Source organism: Mesorhizobium tianshanense (assembly GCF_007830515.1).
GTDB lineage: Bacteria > Pseudomonadota > Alphaproteobacteria > Rhizobiales > Rhizobiaceae > Mesorhizobium > Mesorhizobium tianshanense.
Genome location: NZ_VLKT01000023.1, coordinates 87,772 through 107,674, shown reverse-complemented (window position 1 = coordinate 107,674; position 19,903 = coordinate 87,772). Strand labels below are relative to the sequence as shown.

24 protein-coding genes and 1 pseudogene are annotated in these 19,903 nt (G+C 59.2%); 11 read left to right on the top strand and 14 right to left on the bottom strand.

Features of this window, described 5'->3' with window-relative positions:
• Positions 1-3: 3 nt before the first annotated feature.
• From IQ26_RS19175 to groL, 3 genes are all read right to left on the bottom strand, one after another.
• A complete protein-coding gene (locus IQ26_RS19175; protein WP_145719920.1) occupies positions 4-825 on the bottom strand; it encodes a universal stress protein in 822 nt (273 codons plus the stop codon).
• A 93-nt stretch (positions 826-918) separates the two neighbouring features.
• Positions 919-1,221 carry an XRE family transcriptional regulator gene (locus tag IQ26_RS19170; RefSeq protein WP_145719919.1) on the bottom strand — a complete coding sequence of 101 codons (303 nt, stop codon included), beginning with the start codon at positions 1,219-1,221 and terminating at the stop codon, positions 919-921.
• 46 nt (positions 1,222-1,267) lie between these two features.
• Complete coding sequence (groL, locus tag IQ26_RS19165; RefSeq protein WP_145719918.1) at positions 1,268-2,890, bottom strand: chaperonin GroEL; 1,623 nt, start codon at positions 2,888-2,890, stop codon at positions 1,268-1,270.
• A gap of 196 nt (positions 2,891-3,086) precedes the next feature.
• Here groL and IQ26_RS19160 point away from each other — a divergent pair, with 196 nt between their 5' ends.
• Complete coding sequence (locus IQ26_RS19160; protein WP_208760182.1) at positions 3,087-3,554, top strand: hydrolase; 468 nt, start codon at positions 3,087-3,089, stop codon at positions 3,552-3,554.
• Positions 3,555-3,663: 109 nt separating this feature from the next.
• Here IQ26_RS19160 and IQ26_RS19155 read toward each other — a convergent pair whose 3' ends face one another.
• From IQ26_RS19155 to IQ26_RS19120, 9 genes and pseudogenes are all read right to left on the bottom strand, one after another.
• Positions 3,664-4,134, bottom strand: a complete 471-nt coding sequence (locus tag IQ26_RS19155) for a host attachment protein (RefSeq protein WP_145719917.1) — start codon at positions 4,132-4,134, stop codon at positions 3,664-3,666.
• 979 nt (positions 4,135-5,113) lie between these two features.
• Positions 5,114-5,353 (bottom strand): hypothetical protein, encoded by a 240-nt coding sequence (locus IQ26_RS19150; RefSeq protein ID WP_145719916.1) that lies wholly within the window; start codon positions 5,351-5,353, stop codon positions 5,114-5,116.
• Complete coding sequence (locus tag IQ26_RS41490; RefSeq protein ID WP_420846399.1) at positions 5,350-5,655, bottom strand: methyltransferase domain-containing protein; 306 nt, start codon at positions 5,653-5,655, stop codon at positions 5,350-5,352. Before IQ26_RS41490 ends, IQ26_RS19150 begins: the two co-directional genes overlap by 4 nt.
• A 650-nt stretch (positions 5,656-6,305) precedes the next feature.
• Entirely contained in the window at positions 6,306-6,554 is a 249-nt protein-coding gene (locus tag IQ26_RS19145; RefSeq protein WP_145719915.1) for a hypothetical protein, read from the bottom strand.
• Positions 6,555-8,012: 1,458 nt separating this feature from the next.
• Entirely contained in the window at positions 8,013-8,216 is a 204-nt protein-coding gene (locus IQ26_RS19140) for a hypothetical protein (protein WP_145719914.1), read from the bottom strand.
• Between the two features lie 597 nt (positions 8,217-8,813).
• Positions 8,814-8,969, bottom strand: a pseudogene (locus IQ26_RS41485) (hypothetical protein); the annotation flags it as partial.
• Positions 8,970-9,183: 214 nt separating this feature from the next.
• Positions 9,184-9,441, bottom strand: a complete 258-nt coding sequence (locus tag IQ26_RS19130; RefSeq protein WP_145719912.1) for a hypothetical protein — start codon at positions 9,439-9,441, stop codon at positions 9,184-9,186.
• Between the two features lie 750 nt (positions 9,442-10,191).
• Complete coding sequence (locus IQ26_RS19125) at positions 10,192-10,593, bottom strand: hypothetical protein (RefSeq protein ID WP_145719911.1); 402 nt, start codon at positions 10,591-10,593, stop codon at positions 10,192-10,194.
• Positions 10,594-10,666: 73 nt separating this feature from the next.
• Positions 10,667-11,059, bottom strand: a complete 393-nt coding sequence (locus IQ26_RS19120) for a hypothetical protein (protein ID WP_145719910.1) — start codon at positions 11,057-11,059, stop codon at positions 10,667-10,669.
• A gap of 249 nt (positions 11,060-11,308) precedes the next feature.
• On the opposite strand from IQ26_RS19120, the gene IQ26_RS19115 reads away from it, so the two are divergent.
• Positions 11,309-12,571 carry a tyrosine-type recombinase/integrase gene (locus IQ26_RS19115; RefSeq protein WP_145719909.1) on the top strand — a complete coding sequence of 421 codons (1,263 nt, stop codon included), beginning with the start codon at positions 11,309-11,311 and terminating at the stop codon, positions 12,569-12,571.
• Between the two features lie 257 nt (positions 12,572-12,828).
• Entirely contained in the window at positions 12,829-13,041 is a 213-nt protein-coding gene (locus IQ26_RS19110; RefSeq protein ID WP_145719908.1) for a helix-turn-helix transcriptional regulator, read from the top strand.
• Positions 13,042-13,369: 328 nt separating this feature from the next.
• Here IQ26_RS19110 and IQ26_RS19105 read toward each other — a convergent pair whose 3' ends face one another.
• On the bottom strand, positions 13,370-13,594 hold the full coding sequence (locus IQ26_RS19105; protein ID WP_145719907.1) for a hypothetical protein: 225 nt from the start codon (positions 13,592-13,594) through the stop codon (positions 13,370-13,372).
• A gap of 64 nt (positions 13,595-13,658) precedes the next feature.
• Here IQ26_RS19105 and IQ26_RS19100 point away from each other — a divergent pair, with 64 nt between their 5' ends.
• Both IQ26_RS19100 and IQ26_RS19095 read left to right on the top strand, forming a co-directional pair.
• Positions 13,659-15,233: an AAA family ATPase gene (locus IQ26_RS19100; protein WP_145719906.1), complete on the top strand. Its 1,575-nt coding sequence runs from the start codon at positions 13,659-13,661 to the stop codon at positions 15,231-15,233.
• 389 nt (positions 15,234-15,622) lie between these two features.
• Positions 15,623-16,420, top strand: coding sequence for a hypothetical protein (locus tag IQ26_RS19095; protein ID WP_145719905.1), 798 nt, complete (start codon positions 15,623-15,625; stop codon positions 16,418-16,420).
• Between the two features lie 49 nt (positions 16,421-16,469).
• On the opposite strand, the gene IQ26_RS19090 is transcribed toward IQ26_RS19095, so the two are convergent.
• Entirely contained in the window at positions 16,470-16,685 is a 216-nt protein-coding gene (locus IQ26_RS19090; protein WP_145719904.1) for a hypothetical protein, read from the bottom strand.
• Between the two features lie 2 nt (positions 16,686-16,687).
• Between IQ26_RS19090 and IQ26_RS19085 the strand changes: the two genes are divergently transcribed.
• From IQ26_RS19085 to IQ26_RS19060, 6 genes are all read left to right on the top strand, one after another.
• Positions 16,688-17,224: a hypothetical protein gene (locus IQ26_RS19085; protein WP_145719903.1), complete on the top strand. Its 537-nt coding sequence runs from the start codon at positions 16,688-16,690 to the stop codon at positions 17,222-17,224.
• A gap of 145 nt (positions 17,225-17,369) precedes the next feature.
• Complete coding sequence (locus IQ26_RS19080) at positions 17,370-17,759, top strand: hypothetical protein (protein ID WP_145719902.1); 390 nt, start codon at positions 17,370-17,372, stop codon at positions 17,757-17,759.
• Positions 17,749-17,937 (top strand): hypothetical protein, encoded by a 189-nt coding sequence (locus tag IQ26_RS19075; RefSeq protein WP_162458013.1) that lies wholly within the window; start codon positions 17,749-17,751, stop codon positions 17,935-17,937. Before IQ26_RS19080 ends, IQ26_RS19075 begins: the two co-directional genes overlap by 11 nt.
• Entirely contained in the window at positions 17,930-18,448 is a 519-nt protein-coding gene (locus IQ26_RS19070; protein ID WP_145719900.1) for an HK97 family phage prohead protease, read from the top strand. Before IQ26_RS19075 ends, IQ26_RS19070 begins: the two co-directional genes overlap by 8 nt.
• Before the next feature lie 152 nt (positions 18,449-18,600).
• Complete coding sequence (locus tag IQ26_RS19065) at positions 18,601-18,942, top strand: P27 family phage terminase small subunit (RefSeq protein ID WP_145719899.1); 342 nt, start codon at positions 18,601-18,603, stop codon at positions 18,940-18,942.
• Positions 18,943-19,141: 199 nt separating this feature from the next.
• Positions 19,142-19,435, top strand: a complete 294-nt coding sequence (locus IQ26_RS19060) for a hypothetical protein (protein WP_145719898.1) — start codon at positions 19,142-19,144, stop codon at positions 19,433-19,435.
• Positions 19,436-19,903: the final 468 nt, after the last annotated feature.

Below are 19,903 nucleotides of genomic sequence, written 5' to 3'. Positions count from 1 at the left end.
AACTCAGTTCGAAAGCAACCGGTTGATCGACCCTTGCTTTAGCAACGAACGGGTCATGCCGCCAAACGCCCATTCACGGATGCGGCTGTGACCGTAGCCGCCTGCGACCACAAGGTCGGCTCCTATTTGACGCGCGATATCCATAACGATCTGGCCGCCATCGGCAGAGCTGCTTGCGAGAACGTCGGATCGTGCCTTGACACCATGCCTCATCAGGAAGCGCACAACGTCGCCAGTGCTTTCGCGTGCGCTCCTCTGATCCTGCTCCTCGATCGTCGCCACCAGCACGTCCTGTGCGTCGGTCAAGAAGGGCATGGCATCGGCGACCGCGCGGCGGGCTTCGCGCGTGTCTTTCCAAGCGATGACGATCTTCCGGGCGGCTGGCGGTGTCAGATTGTCCTCCGCGAGAAGCACAGGGCGCCCGGCGGACAGGATCAACGTTCCGATATCCACCACCCGGTGATGGTCGTCGGCGGCGCCTGGTGCCGGCGCTCCGGTCACGATGAGATCTGCGGCGCGCGCGTGCACAGCGAGAAGACGTGTCGGATCACCGATCTCTTCGCGCCAGGACGCGTCGTCCCCGGCAATGCTGCGGAACTCTTCTCTCAACACCTTTAGGCGTTCCTCGATTTCCTGCCTGCGCTGACGCATCATTTCGGCGGCCGCGATGCCGCCGTCGTCGCTGGGGGCAAACACATATGCGTCGGCTGCGGCAAAGCCGATCAGTGTGGCTTCGAACCGCCGCGCCAGTTCCTGAGCGTAGATCGTTCGCGGAGCGGCCGGAGAATCGACATCAAGTTGAACCATAATGGTGTTGAAGATCATTTTCGTGCTCCTCTAAGACCTTGTTGCAGGATCACCATGAAGCCCGGCCTTTCGCCTTGATGCGCATCAAAGCCTGCACATGCCGGCAGCCCGTCAGGTCACATCGTCATCGCCGGCCGCGCCGCCTTCGGCCTCCCAATCCGAGATCCGCCGTGATTGGTCCGCATCGAAACGGAGCCGAACACCGGCACCTCCCACAGCATCTTCAGGGATAAATTCCGCGCCAAGTTGCTCCAAAGCGCGTCGCACGGCGAGCATATCGGCGTTGGACAAATTTCGGCCGGTCCTTTCGAAAGACAGAATAGCTTCTGGCGAAACCCCGGACGTCGCAGCCAACAGAGGGCGGTCGACATGGGTGAGAATGCGCGCAGCGCGGCACTGCTGCGGCGAAATCATCATCGTGGTGGCTATATCCACCATAAGAAGGGGCGCCTCGCTTCGCCTACATCGACATTTCCGGTTCCAGAGCGCGTTCCTTCGTCGGTTCTGGAATTTCTGTCATGGTCGCTTCGGTCAAGAGCAGAACGCTCGCGACCGAGACGGCGTTCTCAAGCCCGATGCGCACCACCTTGGTTGGGTCGATGATGCCGGCCTCGACCAGATCGACATATTCCTTGCGTCCGGCATCGAAGCCGAAATTGCCTGCGCCTTCAATCATCTTGGCAGTGACAACGCCGCCGTCGACAGCGGAATTCTCGGCTATCTGGCGAACCGGCGCTTCGAGTGCGCGCTTAAGGATCTGAACACCCGTCCGTTCGTCGCCTTCGCAATGCTGCTCCTCATCAGCCACCGTCGCGATGCAGCGCAACAGGGCAAGGCCCCCTCCCGGCACGATGCCTTCCGCGACCGCGGCTTTGGTGGCGCTGATGGCATCATCGAGCGCTTCCTTCTTCGACTTCATCTCGGCCTCGGTCGGAGCACCGACTTTTATGACCGCGACGCCGCCTGCAAGCTTGGCCAGCCGCTCCTGCAGCTTTTCACGATCGTAGTCGCTGGTCGTGTTGTCGATCTCGCGCCGTATCTGTTCCACCCGACCTTTAATCGCCTTGGCATCGCCGCCGCCGCCGATGATCGTCGTATTGTCCTTGTCCACGACGACGCGTTTCGCACGTCCCAACTGTGCCATCGTGACATTTTCGAGCTTGAGACCGAGGTCCTCGGAAATCACCTGTCCGCCCGTCAGGACAGCTATGTCCTGCAGCATGGCCTTGCGACGGTCCCCAAAGCCGGGCGCCTTGACGGCGCAGTTCTTGAACGTGCCTCGGATCTGGTTGACGATGAGCGTCGCCAGTGCCTCTCCTTCGACTTCCTCGGCGATCACCAGCAATGGCGAACCGGACTTCGCCACGGCTTCAAGCAGCTTGATGAGGTCGTTGAGCGAAGCGATCTTCTTCTCGACGATAAGCACAACCGCATCTTCCAGGACCGCCTCCATCTTCTCGGCATCGGTGACGAAATAGGGAGAGAGGAATCCGCGATCGAACTGCATACCCTCGACGACCTCCAGAACCGTTTCCGTGGTCTTGGACTCTTCGACCGTGATGACGCCTTCGTCGCCGACCTTTTCCATCGCCTCGCCGACCAGTTCTCCGATGAGCGGGTCATTGTGCGCGGAGATCGTCGCCACCTGCTCCTTCTCGCGGCGGGTCGAGACCGGTCGCGATACCTGCTTCAGCGTCTCGATCGCCCGTTTGGCTGCGCGGTCGAGGCCCCGCTTGATGTCAATCGCACTGGCGCCGGCGACGACATTGCGCACGCCATCGGCGAACATCGCGTGAGCCAGAATGGTTGAAGTGCTGGTGCCGTCGCCGACCATGTCGCCGGTCTTTTCGGCTGCCTGCCTGAGCATCCGCGCGCCGAGATTCTCCTCGGGATCCTTCAGGTCGAATTCCTTGGCGATCGTCACCCCGTCGTTGCAGACGATCGGTGAGCCCCATTTCCTTTCGATCAGGACCGACTTCGAACGCGGCCCGAGCGTTACGCGCACGGCGTCGGCAAGCTGGGTCGCGCCCCGAAGGATCTTTTCGCGCGCGGCTGAACGAAACAACACTTGCTTGTGAGCCATGATCATCTCCCAGGAGATTACCGTCGGCCACAGCTAGCAGGCGTCCATTCAGCCGGCTTTGATACGCATCAATCACGATCCTGGGGGCGTCTTGACGAGGATCAATGATGGCCGGGTTCATTACCTGTCAGATGGCTGTCGATTCAATTGGGGAACAACCATGCGGACGAATGAAACGCCTCGATACGACGCCAGCGTGAACACGACCGGCTGCTGCCCCAAGTTCAATCCCGAGGGCTGGGACGGTCAGGAACTGCACTTCAAGGACAAGCGATTTGTCAAAGCGGCAACCCGCAGCGTCATGCATGTCCCGATGAACATGGGCAGCGTATTTGCGCGCGTTAACAAGCACATCGAGGACGCCGGCGCTTCCGATGCCGATCGGTTCATCGTGCTCAGTCAGGACATCTCGCCCTGGAGCAGCGAGCACCTGTTCTCGGTTTCGAAAGAGGTCCCCGGCGAGGAGATGGCTGCGCTGAGTGGCAACTTCGTGACGAAAGTGTTCGAGGGTCCGTACAGTCAGCCCAGAGTATGGCACGAGGAGATGCGACAGATTGCGCGCGATCGGAAGTCCGAGCCGAGCGACGTGTATTTCTTCTACACGACATGTCCGAAATGCGCCAAGCCTACGGAAAGAACTATGTCGTCGGGGTCGCGGCGATAAGCTGAATCACGACAGATGGAGCTCGCTCTCGGTCGCGTCATCTGCGACTGCGGGGAGAAGCATGATCAACGGCGTCAGTCGGCGAACGGTCGCAAGCGCAACCGACTGCTCATTCATCCGCGGAGGCGCGCTTGATTTCGAGCTTCCGGATGACGTTTCGAAGCTCGTGTACCGGCAGCTTGGTGAAATCCTTGGCTATTTCTGCGGCCGTGACCTTGCGAAGGCTTTCCGGAAAGGCTTGGCGAAGATCGCCTAACATCTGGGGAGCTGCAGCAACCACGAGTTGGTCGAAATCTCCAGCGAGATGACGGCTGTTCAGCATATCGGCCAGCATTGCAGCAAAGGCACGGTCTTCCTCGCGCACCGGATCGGAATGATACTCCATCGCCGATCTGCGGGTTCCCGTTGAAGCGAAGCTGCGGCCCGGCTTGTCGGCCATGATTTCGCGCGGTCGCCGCCGCTCCGAATGGAACATCAGATCTTCATCTTCTTGGGACGCTTTCTCTCTGGACAAGACATCGCGCAAAACTCGCGCTCGCGCTCCGTCTGCTATCAGAACCCAGATCCTCTGCGGCTTCATGGCACCCTCGTTCAAATCAACAATTTAAATCATATGGCTGACAAGCGATCCGCGTGTTGATCCGGATCAATGGGGCTTTGCCTTATGGCCATCACCAGCTGACGGTGCGATAACCGCCCAGCTCGCTTATCGTCTATCCGGGATCGACTGGCGCAATCCGCAGGAAGCGTGGCGTCCGATGTCGGCCGAGTGACGGTTCAGGTTTTGAAATTGTGAGCGAATATGATTCCCTCGCCGTGTGAAAATCGCTCCTCGATCGCTTCCGTCCGATCTTGCCGCCGCCCCTGCGATGATCCTCGGCGAGCGCGCCGCGCGCATGGAAGCCGAGGCCATCGCGGCGCGCGCCCGGGGCGGTGAACTCCAGCACGGACGCCCTGATCGCGCATCTCAAGCTCGAGATAGAGAAGCTGCGGCGCGAACTCTACGGCAGCCGCTCGGAGCCGTGACGACAGCACCTTCCGGCTTCCCAAGGGCAGCGCGTTCCAAGCGCTTCGCATGACGCCGGCGCTACCGCCCCAGAATGGCACGCCGGTGGCGGTGGTGTGCCGGATGCGGTCCTGGAGGATCGAAAGACTTCCGGGACGCACGGCGGCTCGTTCAGCAACGGCTCTTGGATCACGCGCATCCTGAACACGGAAGTGCGGGATACGTTTGGCCTCATCAGCCTTGCCTTAAATCAGTTAACACCAACGGTTGCCGGGTGGGTTGAGTGGGAATGCCCCGGCTATGACTAGCGGGCGCCAAACTCGCCTGTTCAACGTGACGGATGCCGTGGCCGTCGACGTGGGCACCAGCGAGTAGACGGGGCCGGCAGTGGCGCAGACTCTACGAGAAGTAGCGGCGGCGCTGCCGTTGAGGCTGGGAAGACTTACCGGATCGAACATCGATGTAGCATTGGCAACTGCAACGGCTTTGGAAGAGCCTGCGGCTTCGGCGCTGAAGTCTACACCTGCGTCAAATTTTGGAGCGCCTGACAGCCCTAGAGTCTTTTGCGCACGGATCGGGCGGTCTTTGCCAGAAATCTCTTGAGGCCGCGCTCAGCAAAAAGGAAATCGGAAATCGGTCGGCCATTGGTCCACTGAATACCGCTGCCGGCCGACAGCGTGGCGCTGACATATATCGTGTCGCCGCGCATTGCCACGATGTCGACGTGCGACAGAGCAAAATTGACGTGCGACAGGAGAGCATGGCCGGTCGTGAAATTGTTATGCGTCTTCATGCTGGTGCGCTGCGGCTTCTTCGGGTTGAGCAATAGGTGAAGATCACCTGGCGCCCCGGAGCATGCGCAGCAAGTGCCCGGAAAAACCCGGTAAGATCATTGATATATTCGAGCGATCCCGCGCAAACGACAACATTGAAAGGCACGTCTGGCAGTCTGAATTCCTTGTTGAAGTCCACGACAAAGGTCCCAGGAAGATCATCGACGCAATCGACCGGCACATACGTGCAAGCCGGGGGGATGAACTTCTTCAGCTTCTGATTTCCCGCGCCTATGTCGAGAACGGTATCTGTCGCTCGGATTAGCTTTGCGATGATACCTGCGCGAGATTCCCAATCGGGCTGCGCCCCGACTGCTACGCCGCGCCATTCGTCAATACTTGTTTGGATCTTTCACCCCCCAAAGCCCGCGCTCTTCTTAGCTGATTTCACTAACCGTGTCACGCGAAACCCCAATCAATCACAACCTGTCCGAGCGGGCGGAAGGTTCTTTGCCATGGCTGAGCGCCTGAAACCCAAGTTCAGATGAAAAAATGCGAGGGAAAAGGTCGGACTGGTCGATACGCCCAGATAGTAGTCCGAACGCCTACGGCAGGCCCCAAGTACGGGCATAAGAGGCGAGCGGCACACACGGCCCGACGGCCGCTCAAGGATCACGAGAGGCCGCCGGGCCTGACCGGCTGTCGGTTTGGGGTTGCGGTCGCCGGCCGGCGAGTTATAGGCTAAACAAGCGTTGTTGCTAATTTAGTAAAATTATCATGTTCCGTTCCCTTGGCCGTCAAATCGGATGAGCCGGGAGGCGACTCCATGCCTAAAACGGGTGTGGGTAGCCGGCATCGGCGAGGTGCGGCCTGCTACTTGCTTTGCCTTGACGGCGGATTAAATTCCTATCTGTTCCCATCGAAGGAGAACAAGATGCCGCGCGCTCGCCGCCACGAACATATTTCCGAGTATCATATTGCCAGGATCGAGCGGCAGGCGAGCTTACTGAAGTACGAGCTACGTAACGCGCAGTTGGCGCTCAAGTTCGTGAGGCCGTTGAACGCTTTCACCTGCAAGTCGATGCAGTATTCCTGCATTCTGAAATTACCCTGCCACTCGCCGGTGCAGTCGGCTTTAATGCCGGCCATCGTGTCGGGCTCGGCGGCTGCCGTGCCTGGTAGCGCGGTCAAAATGATCAGCATGGCGATCACTGTGCGCATAGTCCCCTCCCTTTTCCCCAAGGTCAGCATCGCGCAGCGCGCGGTCGTGCGCAGCCCGGTAGGATAAAGCGAGTTGGTGACGCTCTACGCGTCGCGCTATGTCGGCTCGATGGCGAAGGGGCTGGACATACCAATCTCTGATCGATGCGAAGATGAAGGTGACCGCGCACTGCCATCATGCGCCTTGGGGCCTGCCTGAGAGCCATCTGACTACAGAAAAGGTAGCATCGTCTTAGCTCCAGATGAACGTGAGGAAGAAACCGGCAATAGCAATTGCCGAGATGACATTGGGCCACCATACGGCATCATGGGCCGGTTTGGCTGGCTTGTACCTGTGCCCCGTGCGGGGCAGCAGGTTCGGATCGTAGCGCACGTGGCGCTTAGGGTCGTATTTGGTTGACCGTTTCATCGCGTTGCACCCCATATTGCGACACATAGGATGGAGGCGGGTGCTCGAGATCGGAATGATATAGCGCCTCGCCAAAGAGGATGCCGCTGGTGTGGTTGTTGGTTCTAATCCGGACCATGAAGGCCGCGCCCTCCATTGAGCGAGTTCGAGGCGGCCCGACAGCCGCTCAAAGGATCAAGAGAGGCCGCCGGACCTGACCGGCGGGCCCTTTAGGCGGGGGGCGGCGCCGGCTGGCCTAGTTATAGGATATCCATGCGTGGTTGCTAATTTAGTAAAATTGTCGTCTCCGTTGCCCCTGGTCGTCAAATCGGATGAGCCTGGAGCCGACTCCATGCCTAAGACGGGTGTGGGTGGCGCGCGTTCGAGTGCGGCCTTGACGGCTTGAGGATTAGATTCCTATCTTGTCCTCATCGAAGGAGAGCAGGTTGCCGCGCGCTCGCCGCCACGAACAAATTTCCGAGTTTCACCTCGCTAAAATCGAGCGACAGGCAGCTTACTGAAGTACGACCCGCGTGACGCGCAGTTGGCGCTCAAGCCGTTTCATGGCCATTGGGGCGTTATCGACCACTGCATCGGGACATACGGCGGGCGCTCAATGTATTGAACAGCCGACCGGCGGACTATGAGGAGCCGCATTTCGCGCCAATGTCGAAGGGGCTGCTCGGGTTGCCCTAGTGCCGCGCCCGGTCGAAGACCCGGTACTAGAAATCGCAATCGCCTTTGCGGCCGTCGGCGCGCGCAGAGAGAGCGCACCAGGCCGCCGCCAGCTCGGTTTTATTGTGGTCTGTGGTGGGCCGGGCTTCGTTGCATTCCGCTGAGGCGGGTTTGTCTCGTTTGGCCAAGGGATTGCTCCTCCGAAAACACAGGGGCGATAGTGAATGTGCTCACCCACATTCGCAAGGAAGGGCGGCCGGCACCAGTTTGGGCGGGGGGCTTGAATAGGCACCGGCCTAGCGGATTGGGACTCCGCTGCCGCTGGATAGTACCGAGTATGGTGATTCGAGCAATTCCGTGATCGCGGATGCACCTATGCGCTGCCGTCCGTTTCGCTAACTGCGCTTTCTGGTATTCGGTCCTGGCGAGCTGTCCGACGGGTTTTCGGCCAATTTGGCGGATCGCCGATCTTTTAGCCACAGGGATTTCTTTTTTCTTGCCAGCAGTTCATCGCGATCGCCATCGGTCGGTCGGCCGTGCTGCGCGGCAATCACATAATCGGCTCTGTTCGTTCGATAGTCTTTTTTTTGCACAGACATCGTTGTTCCTCCACAGACATCGTTGTTCCTCCATCGCGGCCTTGCCCCTTTGGCCTGATGCAGAAATTAACCGCCCGTGAAACGCGCGAGTCTACCAATCGAGGATTGTATTAAAATGATACACTCCGCAGTCGCGCCTACATCTCGTTGTTTTCGATGATGCCAGCTTCGCCGTCAAAAGCGCCGACCAAGAGAACGACGATAAGCAGATATGGCTCTTCGATTAGACTAACAATCTCGGGTGGCATGCCGGTAATCTTACTGAACGCGGTTTCTCGTATTAAGCCACGACCGACTAGTAAGCACCAGGAGCGGAGCGTTTGACTTCAAGGTTGGAGTGACTGGAAGATCTGAATGCTCTGCGGGCCAGTGCGCGCTCACGCGGCGCGCGGTGGCTGGCCCGGGGCCGCGCATATAGTAAAGCTCTGGACGGTAGCGCGGGGCAACGAATTCGCGAAAGGCTGATGCCAACCGAGTGATCAAAGCCCAACGTTCCATGACACAGTCTCTGCAAGACGCCGCTGCAGGAGGCGGTTCATTTCCGATTTTTGTCGGGGCTATCCACAGTCTCGCGGCCATCGAGGCGCTCCTTATGGCCTTGTGACGGCCGTCGGACATGATGGCAGAGTCCGCGACGTCGACGCCGATGCGGTCTCTGCTGATAGACCGCTTGAACAAAAGACCGAATCGGATTGGGTCGCAGTCAGAAATCCCCATGAGGTCTCGGACGACCAGAGGGCTACTCCCACGTCCGCGGCCAAGAACGCTACGGGAAGGCCGAACAGAAGCTTACGCGACATCATTTGTCCCAACCTCACAGGCCGGTATCGACATGGAACAGCGTGTTTATTGCGCCCGGCATGTCTGAAGCCGTGGGGGCAAGAACCGTGCCACGCTTGACTGCTCCATTGCACCGGGAAGGCGGATCAACTCATCGCTCATCGGAATGTTGTCGCTTCAGTTTGGGCTAGTTCTCTGCCTCAAGCGACTTGCGCGCCAACTGCCATTCGCCCCACACGTTCTCAGGATCAATGTCGTCGTAGCCCCAAACTTTTATGACTGCCCGATATGCATGCGCGGGCATCGCGATGGACGGAGCCTGATCTCTGATCTGAAGGACTTCTCCTTCTGTTAGGGGCGCGCCTTTTTCCCGTTCCGCAGCTAGAAGAGTCGCTACCAGCGCCGTGACCGGGACAATGAACAATTTTTCCGCCTGATCAGTCATTAGGTGTCGCTGTCAGCGAGGCCTGGTCCACCAACCGCTGGCACGGGCGGCCGCGAAGCACACTTTGCTAGGGTCAGGCTTTAGCCCGGCTTTTAAAGAGGCAAAGCCACGCTCGTACTCGCGAGCCTTAATGTACTTTCTGTCCTGGTCCATGAACTTCCCAAAGCCGGCATCGTTATAAATGACCACATCAGGGCACAGCAAATACGCTGCCTCTGGTAGCCAGTATCGAAAGCAACCGAGTCAGCGTCGGCATTGGACGACACGAGCGAGGTGACGCCAAGCGCCAACGCAGCAACCGACATGCGAGCAATACACGTAGTTCATTGTATCCTCCCCGGACCACAGAAGACTGCCGCAACCGTGGCGCGCGCAAGCATTCGCCCCCGCACACACGGGGGCTGGGCAGTAAACGGATGATCGCATCGAGGGTTCTGCAATTTGCGGTATGCTCAATTCTATGCGGGACCCTGCTACAATCCCCCATGGCCGTCCGAATAGTGGTTGTCCTGGCGCTTCTTTTCGCCTTCGCCTACGGATTCGCCAAACTCGTGGAACGTTATGGCGGCGTTGGCGATCGGGTCTCTCCGTGTGGGCAATTGTCAAACCTTGATTGCCCAGACCCGGACGCGCCGCCTCCTGAGCCTAAGCCCTCCTGAGCCTAAGCCCTCCTGAGCCTCACACCAGCACCGCCACCGTTCTCGGGGATGAATTCGACGCCGGCCGCTTCGCGGGCGTGTGGCGGGCTTTTCACTGCTCGGGCGAATAGTCCTCAGCACGCATCAGTTTAGGTGAGGAGAGCCATAGATCCTTGAAGGCGATCATGGCCGGCGTCCATGGTTCCCACTTGTCCATTGCCCGCAGGATGAACAAGCCAGCTTCGAAGGCGACCAACGCCCTGGTTTCTTCGGGTCTGTTATGCTTGTGCCAATCGCGCGTCTCATTTAGACGCCTTATCCAGTCCTTGTCTGCCGCGACTGGACGATTCGGATTGTCTCGAATGCCCGCCCAAAGGCCGTTCGCTTTGCCGGGTGCCATATCTTCGGCCGCTCCAGCCAGGGTGATGGTGACCGCAAATTGCCCGGCATGGAAAGCGGTGATTGCCGCCTCAATCTGTTGAGCAGCAGCCTCCTGCTTGGTGACTGTAAACACACGGGAGAAGGGGCGCCTCTCTCTCATAGTACCTCTGCAAGAGTCGGCCGCCTCATGGGTGGCCCGAGCTTTCTCATTGCGCGGACTGTGCGAAGCCGCCGAGCAGGCCGCCAACAAAGCTGCCTATCTTGCCATACGTTTCCGCGCCAAGAGATCCTTCCGGTTTCGCCTCAACCGCTTGCCGGATCGAGCCTGAAGCACCGTTAAAGGTCCCTGTTTCGATAGCAGCGATGCCTTTGGACGTAAGTTGGACGCCCAAATAGCCGCCGCCTACGTAGGCCCCTTGGCTTATGATAAGCCCCTCAGCGTGCAACCAACTGACTACATCGGCAAAGTGGTAGCGCTTTTCGGTGTTCGCATCGGGCATAACATCCTTGGCCTCTAGTTCCTGCCTTCGCAGTCCGCCAAGAATAGTCTTGGCGAGAATCCGGCCAATGATTTCGTACGACTCAGCAAGCGACGTCATCTGTTGCCCAAATGTTGCCCTGGCGCTCGTGCGGCCAATTCGGCCACTGAGAGAGTTTAGCTGAGTGCTTGAATGCGTTGGCTCCCCGGGCCGGAGCCTTCGCGGCGACATTGTCGTCCATGTCATTCGGGGACTACCCTCGCAAGTGCTTGAAACTGCCTCCAAATGCAGGAATTCCTTGCGAGGCCCAACCATATCGTCTACTGCTAGCGCACCACCCAATAGCGGGGAAAAAGCGGGGAAGACGAAATGGGGAGCCATACTCTCAACGCTCTAACAGTCAAGAAAATCGAAGCCAGCCGCAAGCCCAAATTGCGTGACGGCGGCGGCCTGTGGCTCGTTACTAAGGGAAAGGGCCGGTACTGGATTCTCGACTATCGCTTCAGCGGCAAGCGTCGAGAGATGGGGATCGGCCCGCTCCACACGGTTGGCTTAGCGGAGGCCCGACAGAAGGCTGAGGACGCACGTTCCCTGTTACGACAGGGTCTCGATCCGGTCGAGTACAGGCGCGGCGCTGGCGCCATAGAGGAAGCCAAAGCCGCCGCAGCAGAGAAGACATTCGGCGACTATGCCGACGCCTACATTGACGCGGCAGTTAAGGCTGGCCGGTGGCGGGGCGCCAAGACTGAAGCCGGTTGGCGCAATACACTGACAAACCACGCCGCCCCGCTGCGCTCAAAGACACTGACAGATATCGGTGTGCAGGACGTGTTGTCTATCATCCGTCCGTTGTGGGGCACAAAACAGGAAACAGCCGAGAAGCTGCGCGAGCGCGTCGAGCGCGTGCTTGATTCCGCTAAGGTCGAGGGCCTTCGTAGTGGCGAAAACCCTGCTACATGGCGAGGCAATCTTGAACACGTTCTGCACAAGCCGGACGCACTGAGTAAGACCAATAATCATCCGGCGTTGCCGTACAGTCGTGCGCCAGGGTTCATGAGGAAACTGCGCGGCATCGACGGCATGGGCGCGCGTGCGTTGGAGTTCACCATTCTAACGGCGACGCGGAGCGGCGAGGTGCGTGGCGCGACTTGGGACGAGATAGACTTGGACGCGGCCATGTGGGTCATCCCGGCAAAGAAAATGAAGGCTGGAAAGGCGCACCGCGTTGCGCTTTCGGATGCCGCGACAAAACTACTCAAAGCGACACCGCGGTTCGAGAACAACAAGCTTGTATTCCCAGCTGTGCGGGGCGGGGAGTTGTCCGACATGACGCTGGCGGCTGTAGTCAAGCGCATGCACGCAGCCGAACTGAAGGCGGGCCGCGAGGGTTGGATTGATCCGGAACAAATAGACGACGACGGCAAGCCGAAAGTCGCTACCGTTCACGGGTTTCGCTCCACGTTCCGCGATTGGGCGAAAGAGATTTCGGACCACCCGCGTGAGCTTGCCGAAATGGCGCTTGCGCATGCAGTCGGCGATGCCACGGAGCGCGCCTATTCGCGCGGGGATGGGCTGGAAAAGCGCCGCCAGCTTGCGGCGGATTGGGCGGAGTATTGTTCCGGCGGGAAATAAGAGTGGTTGCAGAAATGCAACAAACATACTCTCACGAAATTATTAATCGTCGCAAATGGTGCGGACCAGACTAGGATTTTCGCCCGTTAAACAATCTATAGTGTGCATCAAGGACGGCATTGTCGTCCATGCGCTTTACACAGGTCGGGCGGTGATGCCGCCAGTCTGCCCCGCAGGGCGACTCATAAAACCCACCCACGCTTCCAATCAACGCCACAAAAACGCGCCCGGATTCCGTCTGGCCGCTAGGAGGGTTTATGCAACACGACAACGATAATGGCATCGCAGTTTTGGTGTCGCTCAACGACGCCGCGCGCATGACGAGTTTGTCCCGCTCTATGTTGAATCGATATCGTGCTGAGGGGCGCTTCCCGGCAGCCGTGTCGCTGGGCGAAAAAAGGGTGGCCTTCGTCGCCACAGAGGTGCGCAACTGGATTGACGAGCGCATCGCAGCGAGGGCGGCAGCATGACCAAGCCCATCGGCCGTCCAGGCAGCGATAAGCAAAGAGGGAGGACTATTGCACCGTCCGCTAATCGTGCCTTCACCTCCGGGTCGCTGAGCAACTCATCAACGGTGCGCGGATCCGGAACAGGGATGTCTTCAAGCCAGGCCGCAACTGCGTCGAAGCCGTCACGCAGCGCGTCAGCCGCTGTCAGCCCACCGGCGGCGGCGCCGGGGACATCCGGGAACAGACGCGCCATTCGCCTGTGTGGCCGCCGATTAGTGGCACGTATCGCGTCGCTCGCATGACTTCTCCACGTATCGCCGTCCGAACGCCATGACAATCAGAGCCGCGCTCAGCGGCCAGTTACTGCCGCCCTCAGGCGGATTTTGAAAACGGGAACAAGCAATTGAGAATCATAGCTGTCCGGCCTGCAGCCGGATCGAAGACCCTCGCCTATTTCGATCTCGAAATCGGTGAGCATTTGCGAATCTATAACTTGATGCTTCGCAGGAATACGGACGGAAAGCTGCGCACAATAGCGCCAAACGCCTGCGGCAAACACGCCGCGACGTTCCATCCGATTCTTGCCGAGCGTATCAGCCAGGCAGCAGCCGCGGCATTGAGCGGAGGCCGCGCAGCCAATGACGCATCTTAATTCATATGAAATGCAGCCCTTCACCCTGCCGGCCGGTTTTGGCGAGGGTGACGATGCGCCGCCCGCAGTCGGCCTTATCAGCGTTGATCCGCGTGAGCACGCGCTTGAATGCGCGAAATACTATGCTGAAAATCTGCACGGCGACATGGTTCTGGTGCCGTTTGTCGACGGCCAGCCAGATTGGCCAGGCACCACCCGCGACACCCTCACCAAATTAGCGGGCCACCACTGGTCAGAAATTGAAGTGGAGGACATCCCGCGGCTCGGCGTTTTGACGGACAGCTTTGCCAAATTTCTCGACTACGGCTTGGGCTATGGCGACGATGTTTCAATCATCACACTGTGGCGCGAGGGAACGCCCGAGGTGAAGCAGATTGATGGTGAGGATTGCCTGATTGCGCGCCATCTCATCATGGAAGCCCTTATTGACGACGAGCCGTTGAAAGCCCGCCAAACGAAGCCCGACAAGCCAAAAGATCCGCCCGTAGTTGCCAACGACAACAAGCCAAAATCCCGATTTAGGATGACTTGGTTTGACGACATCGCAGGCCGCATCACGAAAGAGACAATCATCAAGGGCGTGTTCGGCGTTCGGGAATTCACAATGGTTTCCGGGATGCCAGGTAGCGGCAAGTCCGTCATCATGACTGACGCCGCGTGTCACGTTGCTGCGGGCCGGGAGTGGCACGGCAGGAAGGTGAAGCAGGGTCTGGTTATCTATGTGGCTGCGGAGCGGCAAGCGCTCACAGAACGACGAATGATGGCCTTCCGCAAGGAGCACGGCGTCAAGGACGTGCCTCTCTTGGTGCTTGGCGGAATGATCGATCTCACCACCGGGCTGGCTGACGCTGACGCCCTGGCGACAGTCATCAATGCTGCGGCGAAAGCCTGCGACGAGTCGTGCGTATGGATCATCATCGACACGCTTACGCGTACCTTCGGACCCGGCGACCAGCACCAGTCGAAAGACATGGCGAAGTTCGTTCGGTCCTGCGACAGACTGTCGGAAAAGACCGGAGCACACGTCACAGTTATCCACCACACGGGGTGGAGTGGTGACCGCGGTAAAGGTGCTATCGACCTTGATGGCGCCGTAGATGCGTCATTCATGGTGAAGAAGTCGGCCAGCGGCTACACATTGGAATGCGACGGCGCCAATGACGGTGATGAGGGCACAATCTGCCACTTCACGATGAAGAGCATCGAGGTTGGCATCGACGAAGACGGCGAGCCTACATTCGCACCGGTAGTGATACCTTCAGATGGCGTCAGTGCCGGCGAGCACTTGGTGACTACCTTGAAGGGTCACAACGCCAAGGCGCTGCAAATCCTTACCGAGGCTTGCCGTGGTACGGGCAGCCCGATCGATGAGGAGGACTGGCGCGAGGCGTTCTATGCGGCATCCCCTGGCGATAAGCCGGAAACGCTCAAGGTTCGATTCCAGCGGGTTCGAAAGGCGCTCAAAGACTCGGGCGCGGTCCATTATCATGAGGGCACATATTGGGTTACGCCAGACGGAACAGACGGAACATGTTCCGCCACCGTTCCGTGTTCCGTTTGATAATTTGGAATCTACACAGGCGGAACGGAACGGAACACACCCTTTAGGGTGTTCCGGTGTTCCGTCTGATGTTCCGTTGAAAGATGAAGATGTTCCGACTGCCTAGCGCTCGCGCTAGAGTTTTTCGCGTTAAAACAATACATTTAGTGTTAGCGACCATCTTGGACGCTAGATAGTGGACTGCGGCCCTGGCGGGCCGCTCTCAAAAACCTGGGGAACTTCACAACATGGCATTCACTACCGACGACACATGGACTCCGTCCACGTACCGCAAGGCCTATGCCCTTTGGGCGGCCAACGCACCGAAGCACGACGGCAAGATACTGCCAAGGGAGGCGAAGACAACGCGGCCGCGGCACGACAAGCTTTCAGGGAAGCTGAAAAGCCTTATGGCCTGGAAGCGCGCCACTGAGCCAGACGATCCGCTTTCAACAAGTTGGTTGCGCTACGATCTGCATGCCGACAATGACAATAATTTTGACGAGCACGACGAGCCTTCGCCGCAGCTTCTAGATTGCGTCGAGGAGATCAGACCGTCGATCAATGAGCTTCAGCGCGAGTTCGAGCCGAAAGTCTGGAAGAAGAAGGACGTCGAATATCACCATGGCGTTGCTGTCGGAGGCGACGTCGAATGGGGCACTGCGACAGGCCTGACACACGTGGCGAGCGAGACATCTGGGGAAAGGGCACCGCGCCGCACCTACCGTATTGTAAAGCGCATTCGTGGGCTTGAATTCAGCAACGGAGATCAGGTCGAGAGGTGCACTGTTCTGAAGTTCGACAAACCGGTGAGCGGCGAAGTCCCTATGCCCACCGGCGCGCTTGTCCGGTATCGGCAGGGCAAGACATGGCGGCGGCCTTCCGACGCGTTCAGAGGCGCAAAGGGCGAGCCGCCAGAGACAGAGGCAACGGTCGGCGTGGGTAATCATAACCCCGGCTCTTTGCCTTGCCCTGATCCTATCATCGATCGCGAATGGGCGGCAGACATCCGCAAGCTGGTCGGCAAGGACACGGCCAGCGTGCTTGACAAGGCGCTTGAGGCTGCGAACTTCAAGGAGATCGGCATCGCGTTCGGCAGGCAAGGAAAGAACGCAGAACGTCATGGCAAGAAACTCGTTGTAGACGCTTGCGAGAAGCTCGACGCAATTCTAGCTGGGAATGATAACGGGTACAGAAAAGCTGCCTAGCGTGTCCCCTTTTTGCATTTCAATCCGATATACTATGAGGGGTAGGAAACTACCCTAAACAGTTCGCGCCGTCCCCCAGGTCGGCGCTTCGCCGGTCTTGCGTCGCCAGCGCGCCGGCGCCCGTCATTGCGTCAGTAGCGCAGGCGGGACCAATCGCGCACGTTTTCGCCAAACTGCGTGCGCCTACACCGTCCAGCCCCGTCTGCTGCGGCGGTGTTTTTTTGCCCATCACATACGCAATTTCAAACGATGAAAGGATCGCCATGCATGGCCACCCTTAGAGACTGCCTATCCGCAATCGAGCGGCACATTGGATTTCCAAAATCTCGCAGCATTACCGTTTCCCGCCGTCTTCAGGAGCGGGGCGCATTGCCACTCGGAGCGCCCGGCATCGCACCTGAACTAGACGCGCATGATGTCGTTTCGCTCATTATCGCGCTTGCCGCTGACACTGCTTTGCACGAGGCGCCAGACGCTGTTGAGCGTTATCGTGCTCTCACGCCAGGCGGCGCCGATTTGACCGATGCTCCGGCAAGCATCGACACGGCCGGCCGTGAGCTCGACATCATGGCTGATATCGCCATTCACGGTAACGCCGATCTTTTGCGTCGCGATCGGATCGAGGTCGTAGCTAACTGGCCCGAGGTCGCAATCACCGACGCTACAAGCGGTCAGATTAAACGCTTCGTCGCGCCAGGCGCCCTGGCCACGAATTGGCAGGCCAACGGCCACCGCAAGAGCACAACCATCAACGGCAGCGCTTTTGTCGACTGCATTCAATATCTCTTCGAGAGGAGCCACTAATGGCCCACATCTTCCCCCGCGCACCAAAGCCGGTCGCCGCCGATGTTCGCCCACCGCGCGTCACGCCAAAAGCCCCTGACTATCGCGTGCCGACGCAGGCTGAATCGCTGCCTGAGTTAGGCGGTCTGCCGAGGTTCACCCTGACGTGGCTGCGTTGCTCGGCGACAGTCCCTCTTCGAAATCATCGAAGCGCAAGGCCATCGCAGATGCACGGCATCGCATTGCCGTCGGCGAGACCGCCCTGGCAGAGATTCAAAAACGCCGCCTGGCGCTAGAAACCAAGTCCAACAAGGCCGTTTGCGATGCAGTACGGCCGGAGGTTGCCAAGCGTGTTGCAGCCCTCGTTGCTGCCCTGCAGGCGGCCGACGTGGCGCATGGCGAACTCAACGAGCTAATCCTGGCCATCGAAGCAGAAGGTGTCTCTTGGGCGTCGCTCGGGCCAATCCGCCCGTTCTTCATGGGCGACCATCGTGACGCACAGCGTCGGGTCGCAACGTACATCAAGGATGTAAGGGATGCCGGCCATGCACAGTGAGCGCCTGAATGAAATCCGGGTTGAGCATGCGACTGAAGGGGGCAAGCGACGTCCAATCCGCCGCATGGTTCGTTTGCCTGGCGCCTCGCAGCACGCGGGCAACGATGAGAGCGCGGCGCTAATTGCCAAGCGCATCCAGTTGGCGAAGATGGAGCGGCGGGCAAAGCGGAATGGCTGATCTTATTTCCGGCTACTGCGTGATGTTTAACTCGGAAACGACCATCGGCAATTTGTTCCGCGAGAAGATCGCGCCGTCCGCTTTTGACAGGAGCCTTCGCGAGCGGCCTGACGTCCTGGCACTCTGGAATCACAACTATGATCGACCGCTTGGTCGCACAGCAGCCGGCACGCTGGATCTGCGTTCTGATCGCATTGGTTTATGGTTCGGGCTTAACCCCGACGAAACCACCCCTGACGGCCTTACGGCGATCGGGACGGTGGGTCGTCAGGACGTTAAAGGCTGCAGCTTCGGCTTCACTGTGACTCGAGAGACGTGGGACGAAGGCGACTATGAGCAGTTGCCATTGCGTATCGTTGAGGAGGCTACACTCTGGGAAGTCACGTTGACCCCCATGCCAGCATACCCCGAGACATCTGCTTCGCTATCCCGTGCCTCCACCAACGCGACGGCAGCAGCGGAGCGCATCAGGCGCCGTGAAGCAGCACATCGAGCGCGTGGCATCAGGTGAGGCCAGGGGGGGGCGATTCGGTCCTCGGCGCCGTCGACTCCACACACCGGCCGCATCCAATTGAGCATATGCGTGCTGCCCCGGTTGAGAAAATATTCGGCGCGATCCTTTCGCCATAAGGATTCCGGCCCTTCAAACAGTGAGATTAACCAATGAATGAGGTGCAAAAACCTCCTGCACATCTGCGTCCTGCCACCAAAAAGTGGTTCAAAACGGTCATTTCCGACTTTGAATTGGACGGCCACCATATCCGTCTTCTGACGCTTGCGGCCGAGGCTTGGGATCAAGCACAGACCGCGCGTGAGGTGCTCGACAAAGACGGCCAGACGTTCACTGACCGCTTCGGCCAGCCGAAGGAAAGACCAGAGGTCGGAATTCTGCAGAACGCCAGGATTTCCTTCGCCAGGCTCATTCGAGAGTTAGCACTCGACGGCGACAGCGCACCCGAGGCGCCGCGGACAGCTAGAACCGCTGACTACGGCAGGCGGCGCTGATGCCGGTTAGAAGGCGAACAGACCGACGCCGCGACGGCATGCCGGTTGCGGCCCTGCGCAGGGTTTGGGACCTGTGGCAGCGGCAAGATCTGACCTCGGCCGAGCGAGACGAGTTAGAGCGAATGGAAAGGGAGTGCCATGCAGCCGGCTATGACCCGCTGTTGGCGTGGTGCAGCAGTCAGCCGTAGGGAGCGATACAATGCCAGTACGACGCAGGAAGGCCAAGGCTCGCCCCGATGAGGCCGAGGCTTGGCTAATGATGATGATGAGCGGCTACGATTTTTTCAGCGATCTGGTCGATGCAGGCATTGTCGAGGATCGCCACGAAGTGCCGCGCCCCCTGGCTGAGGCGACCTGGCATCGCATCGGAGAAGACATTCTAGATTTCATGGCAGAATTCCATGTCGGCTTTCGCCCTCCGGAGCGCCCGATCTGGGCGGAACGGGAATTCGGGCCGCCTGGTAAGCGGAAACGGCGTGCCGGTAAGACGTAAGAAAGAAAAGGGCCGGCGCGACGAACGCCGACCCTCTTTCGTGCGCGCTCGTCGGGTTCAATGACAGGGCGCGTGCCGGAAAACTGCCCCGCCAGATCTGGAATTGCAACTTCCGCGATCACGCAACCCGCACGCGAGGGCAGAGGGTGCCATGGCCGCGACCATGTGGCTTAACTCCAGCCACCGCGCAATCGTGGGGATCACCGCTTACTTGTGCGGCCGCTTTCGCGAGGTTCTTTTCGGCGTGTCGGGCATGAACCTTCTTGCGGCTTTGCCTGCAATCACTCGGCGCCACGCCAGCAGAGTTCTCAAAGGTTGGGTGGCAGGCGCCAGCGGAGGACGATCCTGCGGCGAAGTATTTCAGGTAGCGTCAGTACCAATGGAAATAGACGCCTATTGGGAATATCGCACCAACTGCAGCTGCAGCAGACGCAACCGCGGCGACGGCCAACTCCCATGTTCCTAAGG

Bases quoted from the DNA above. Each gene is read 5' to 3' on its own strand.
- IQ26_RS19110 (WP_145719908.1), top strand. From the start codon at position 12,829: ATGCAACACGACAACGATAATGGCATCGCAGTTTTGGTGTCGCTCAAC.
- IQ26_RS19095 (WP_145719905.1), top strand. From the start codon at position 15,623: ATGGCCTGGAAGCGCGCCACTGAGCCAGACGATCCGCTTTCAACAAGT.
- IQ26_RS19100 (WP_145719906.1), top strand. From the start codon at position 13,659: ATGACGCATCTTAATTCATATGAAATGCAGCCCTTCACCCTGCCGGCC.
- IQ26_RS19070 (WP_145719900.1), top strand. From the start codon at position 17,930: ATGGCTGATCTTATTTCCGGCTACTGCGTGATGTTTAACTCGGAAACG.
- groL (WP_145719918.1), bottom strand. From the start codon at position 2,890: ATGGCTCACAAGCAAGTGTTGTTTCGTTCAGCCGCGCGCGAAAAGATC.
- IQ26_RS19090 (WP_145719904.1), bottom strand. From the start codon at position 16,685: ATGGCGATCCTTTCATCGTTTGAAATTGCGTATGTGATGGGCAAAAAA.
- IQ26_RS19145 (WP_145719915.1), bottom strand. From the start codon at position 6,554: ATGCGCACAGTGATCGCCATGCTGATCATTTTGACCGCGCTACCAGGC.
- IQ26_RS19115 (WP_145719909.1), top strand. From the start codon at position 11,309: ATGGGGAGCCATACTCTCAACGCTCTAACAGTCAAGAAAATCGAAGCC.
- IQ26_RS19085 (WP_145719903.1), top strand. From the start codon at position 16,688: ATGGCCACCCTTAGAGACTGCCTATCCGCAATCGAGCGGCACATTGGA.
- IQ26_RS19120 (WP_145719910.1), bottom strand. From the start codon at position 11,059: ATGACGTCGCTTGCTGAGTCGTACGAAATCATTGGCCGGATTCTCGCC.
- IQ26_RS19130 (WP_145719912.1), bottom strand. From the start codon at position 9,441: ATGACTGATCAGGCGGAAAAATTGTTCATTGTCCCGGTCACGGCGCTG.
- IQ26_RS19140 (WP_145719914.1), bottom strand. From the start codon at position 8,216: ATGTCTGTGCAAAAAAAAGACTATCGAACGAACAGAGCCGATTATGTG.
- IQ26_RS19150 (WP_145719916.1), bottom strand. From the start codon at position 5,353: ATGAAGACGCATAACAATTTCACGACCGGCCATGCTCTCCTGTCGCAC.
- IQ26_RS19175 (WP_145719920.1), bottom strand. From the start codon at position 825: ATGATCTTCAACACCATTATGGTTCAACTTGATGTCGATTCTCCGGCC.
- IQ26_RS19060 (WP_145719898.1), top strand. From the start codon at position 19,142: ATGCCAGTACGACGCAGGAAGGCCAAGGCTCGCCCCGATGAGGCCGAG.
- IQ26_RS19065 (WP_145719899.1), top strand. From the start codon at position 18,601: ATGAATGAGGTGCAAAAACCTCCTGCACATCTGCGTCCTGCCACCAAA.
- IQ26_RS19105 (WP_145719907.1), bottom strand. From the start codon at position 13,594: ATGGAACGTCGCGGCGTGTTTGCCGCAGGCGTTTGGCGCTATTGTGCG.
- IQ26_RS19155 (WP_145719917.1), bottom strand. From the start codon at position 4,134: ATGAAGCCGCAGAGGATCTGGGTTCTGATAGCAGACGGAGCGCGAGCG.
- IQ26_RS19170 (WP_145719919.1), bottom strand. From the start codon at position 1,221: ATGATTTCGCCGCAGCAGTGCCGCGCTGCGCGCATTCTCACCCATGTC.
- IQ26_RS19075 (WP_162458013.1), top strand. From the start codon at position 17,749: ATGCACAGTGAGCGCCTGAATGAAATCCGGGTTGAGCATGCGACTGAA.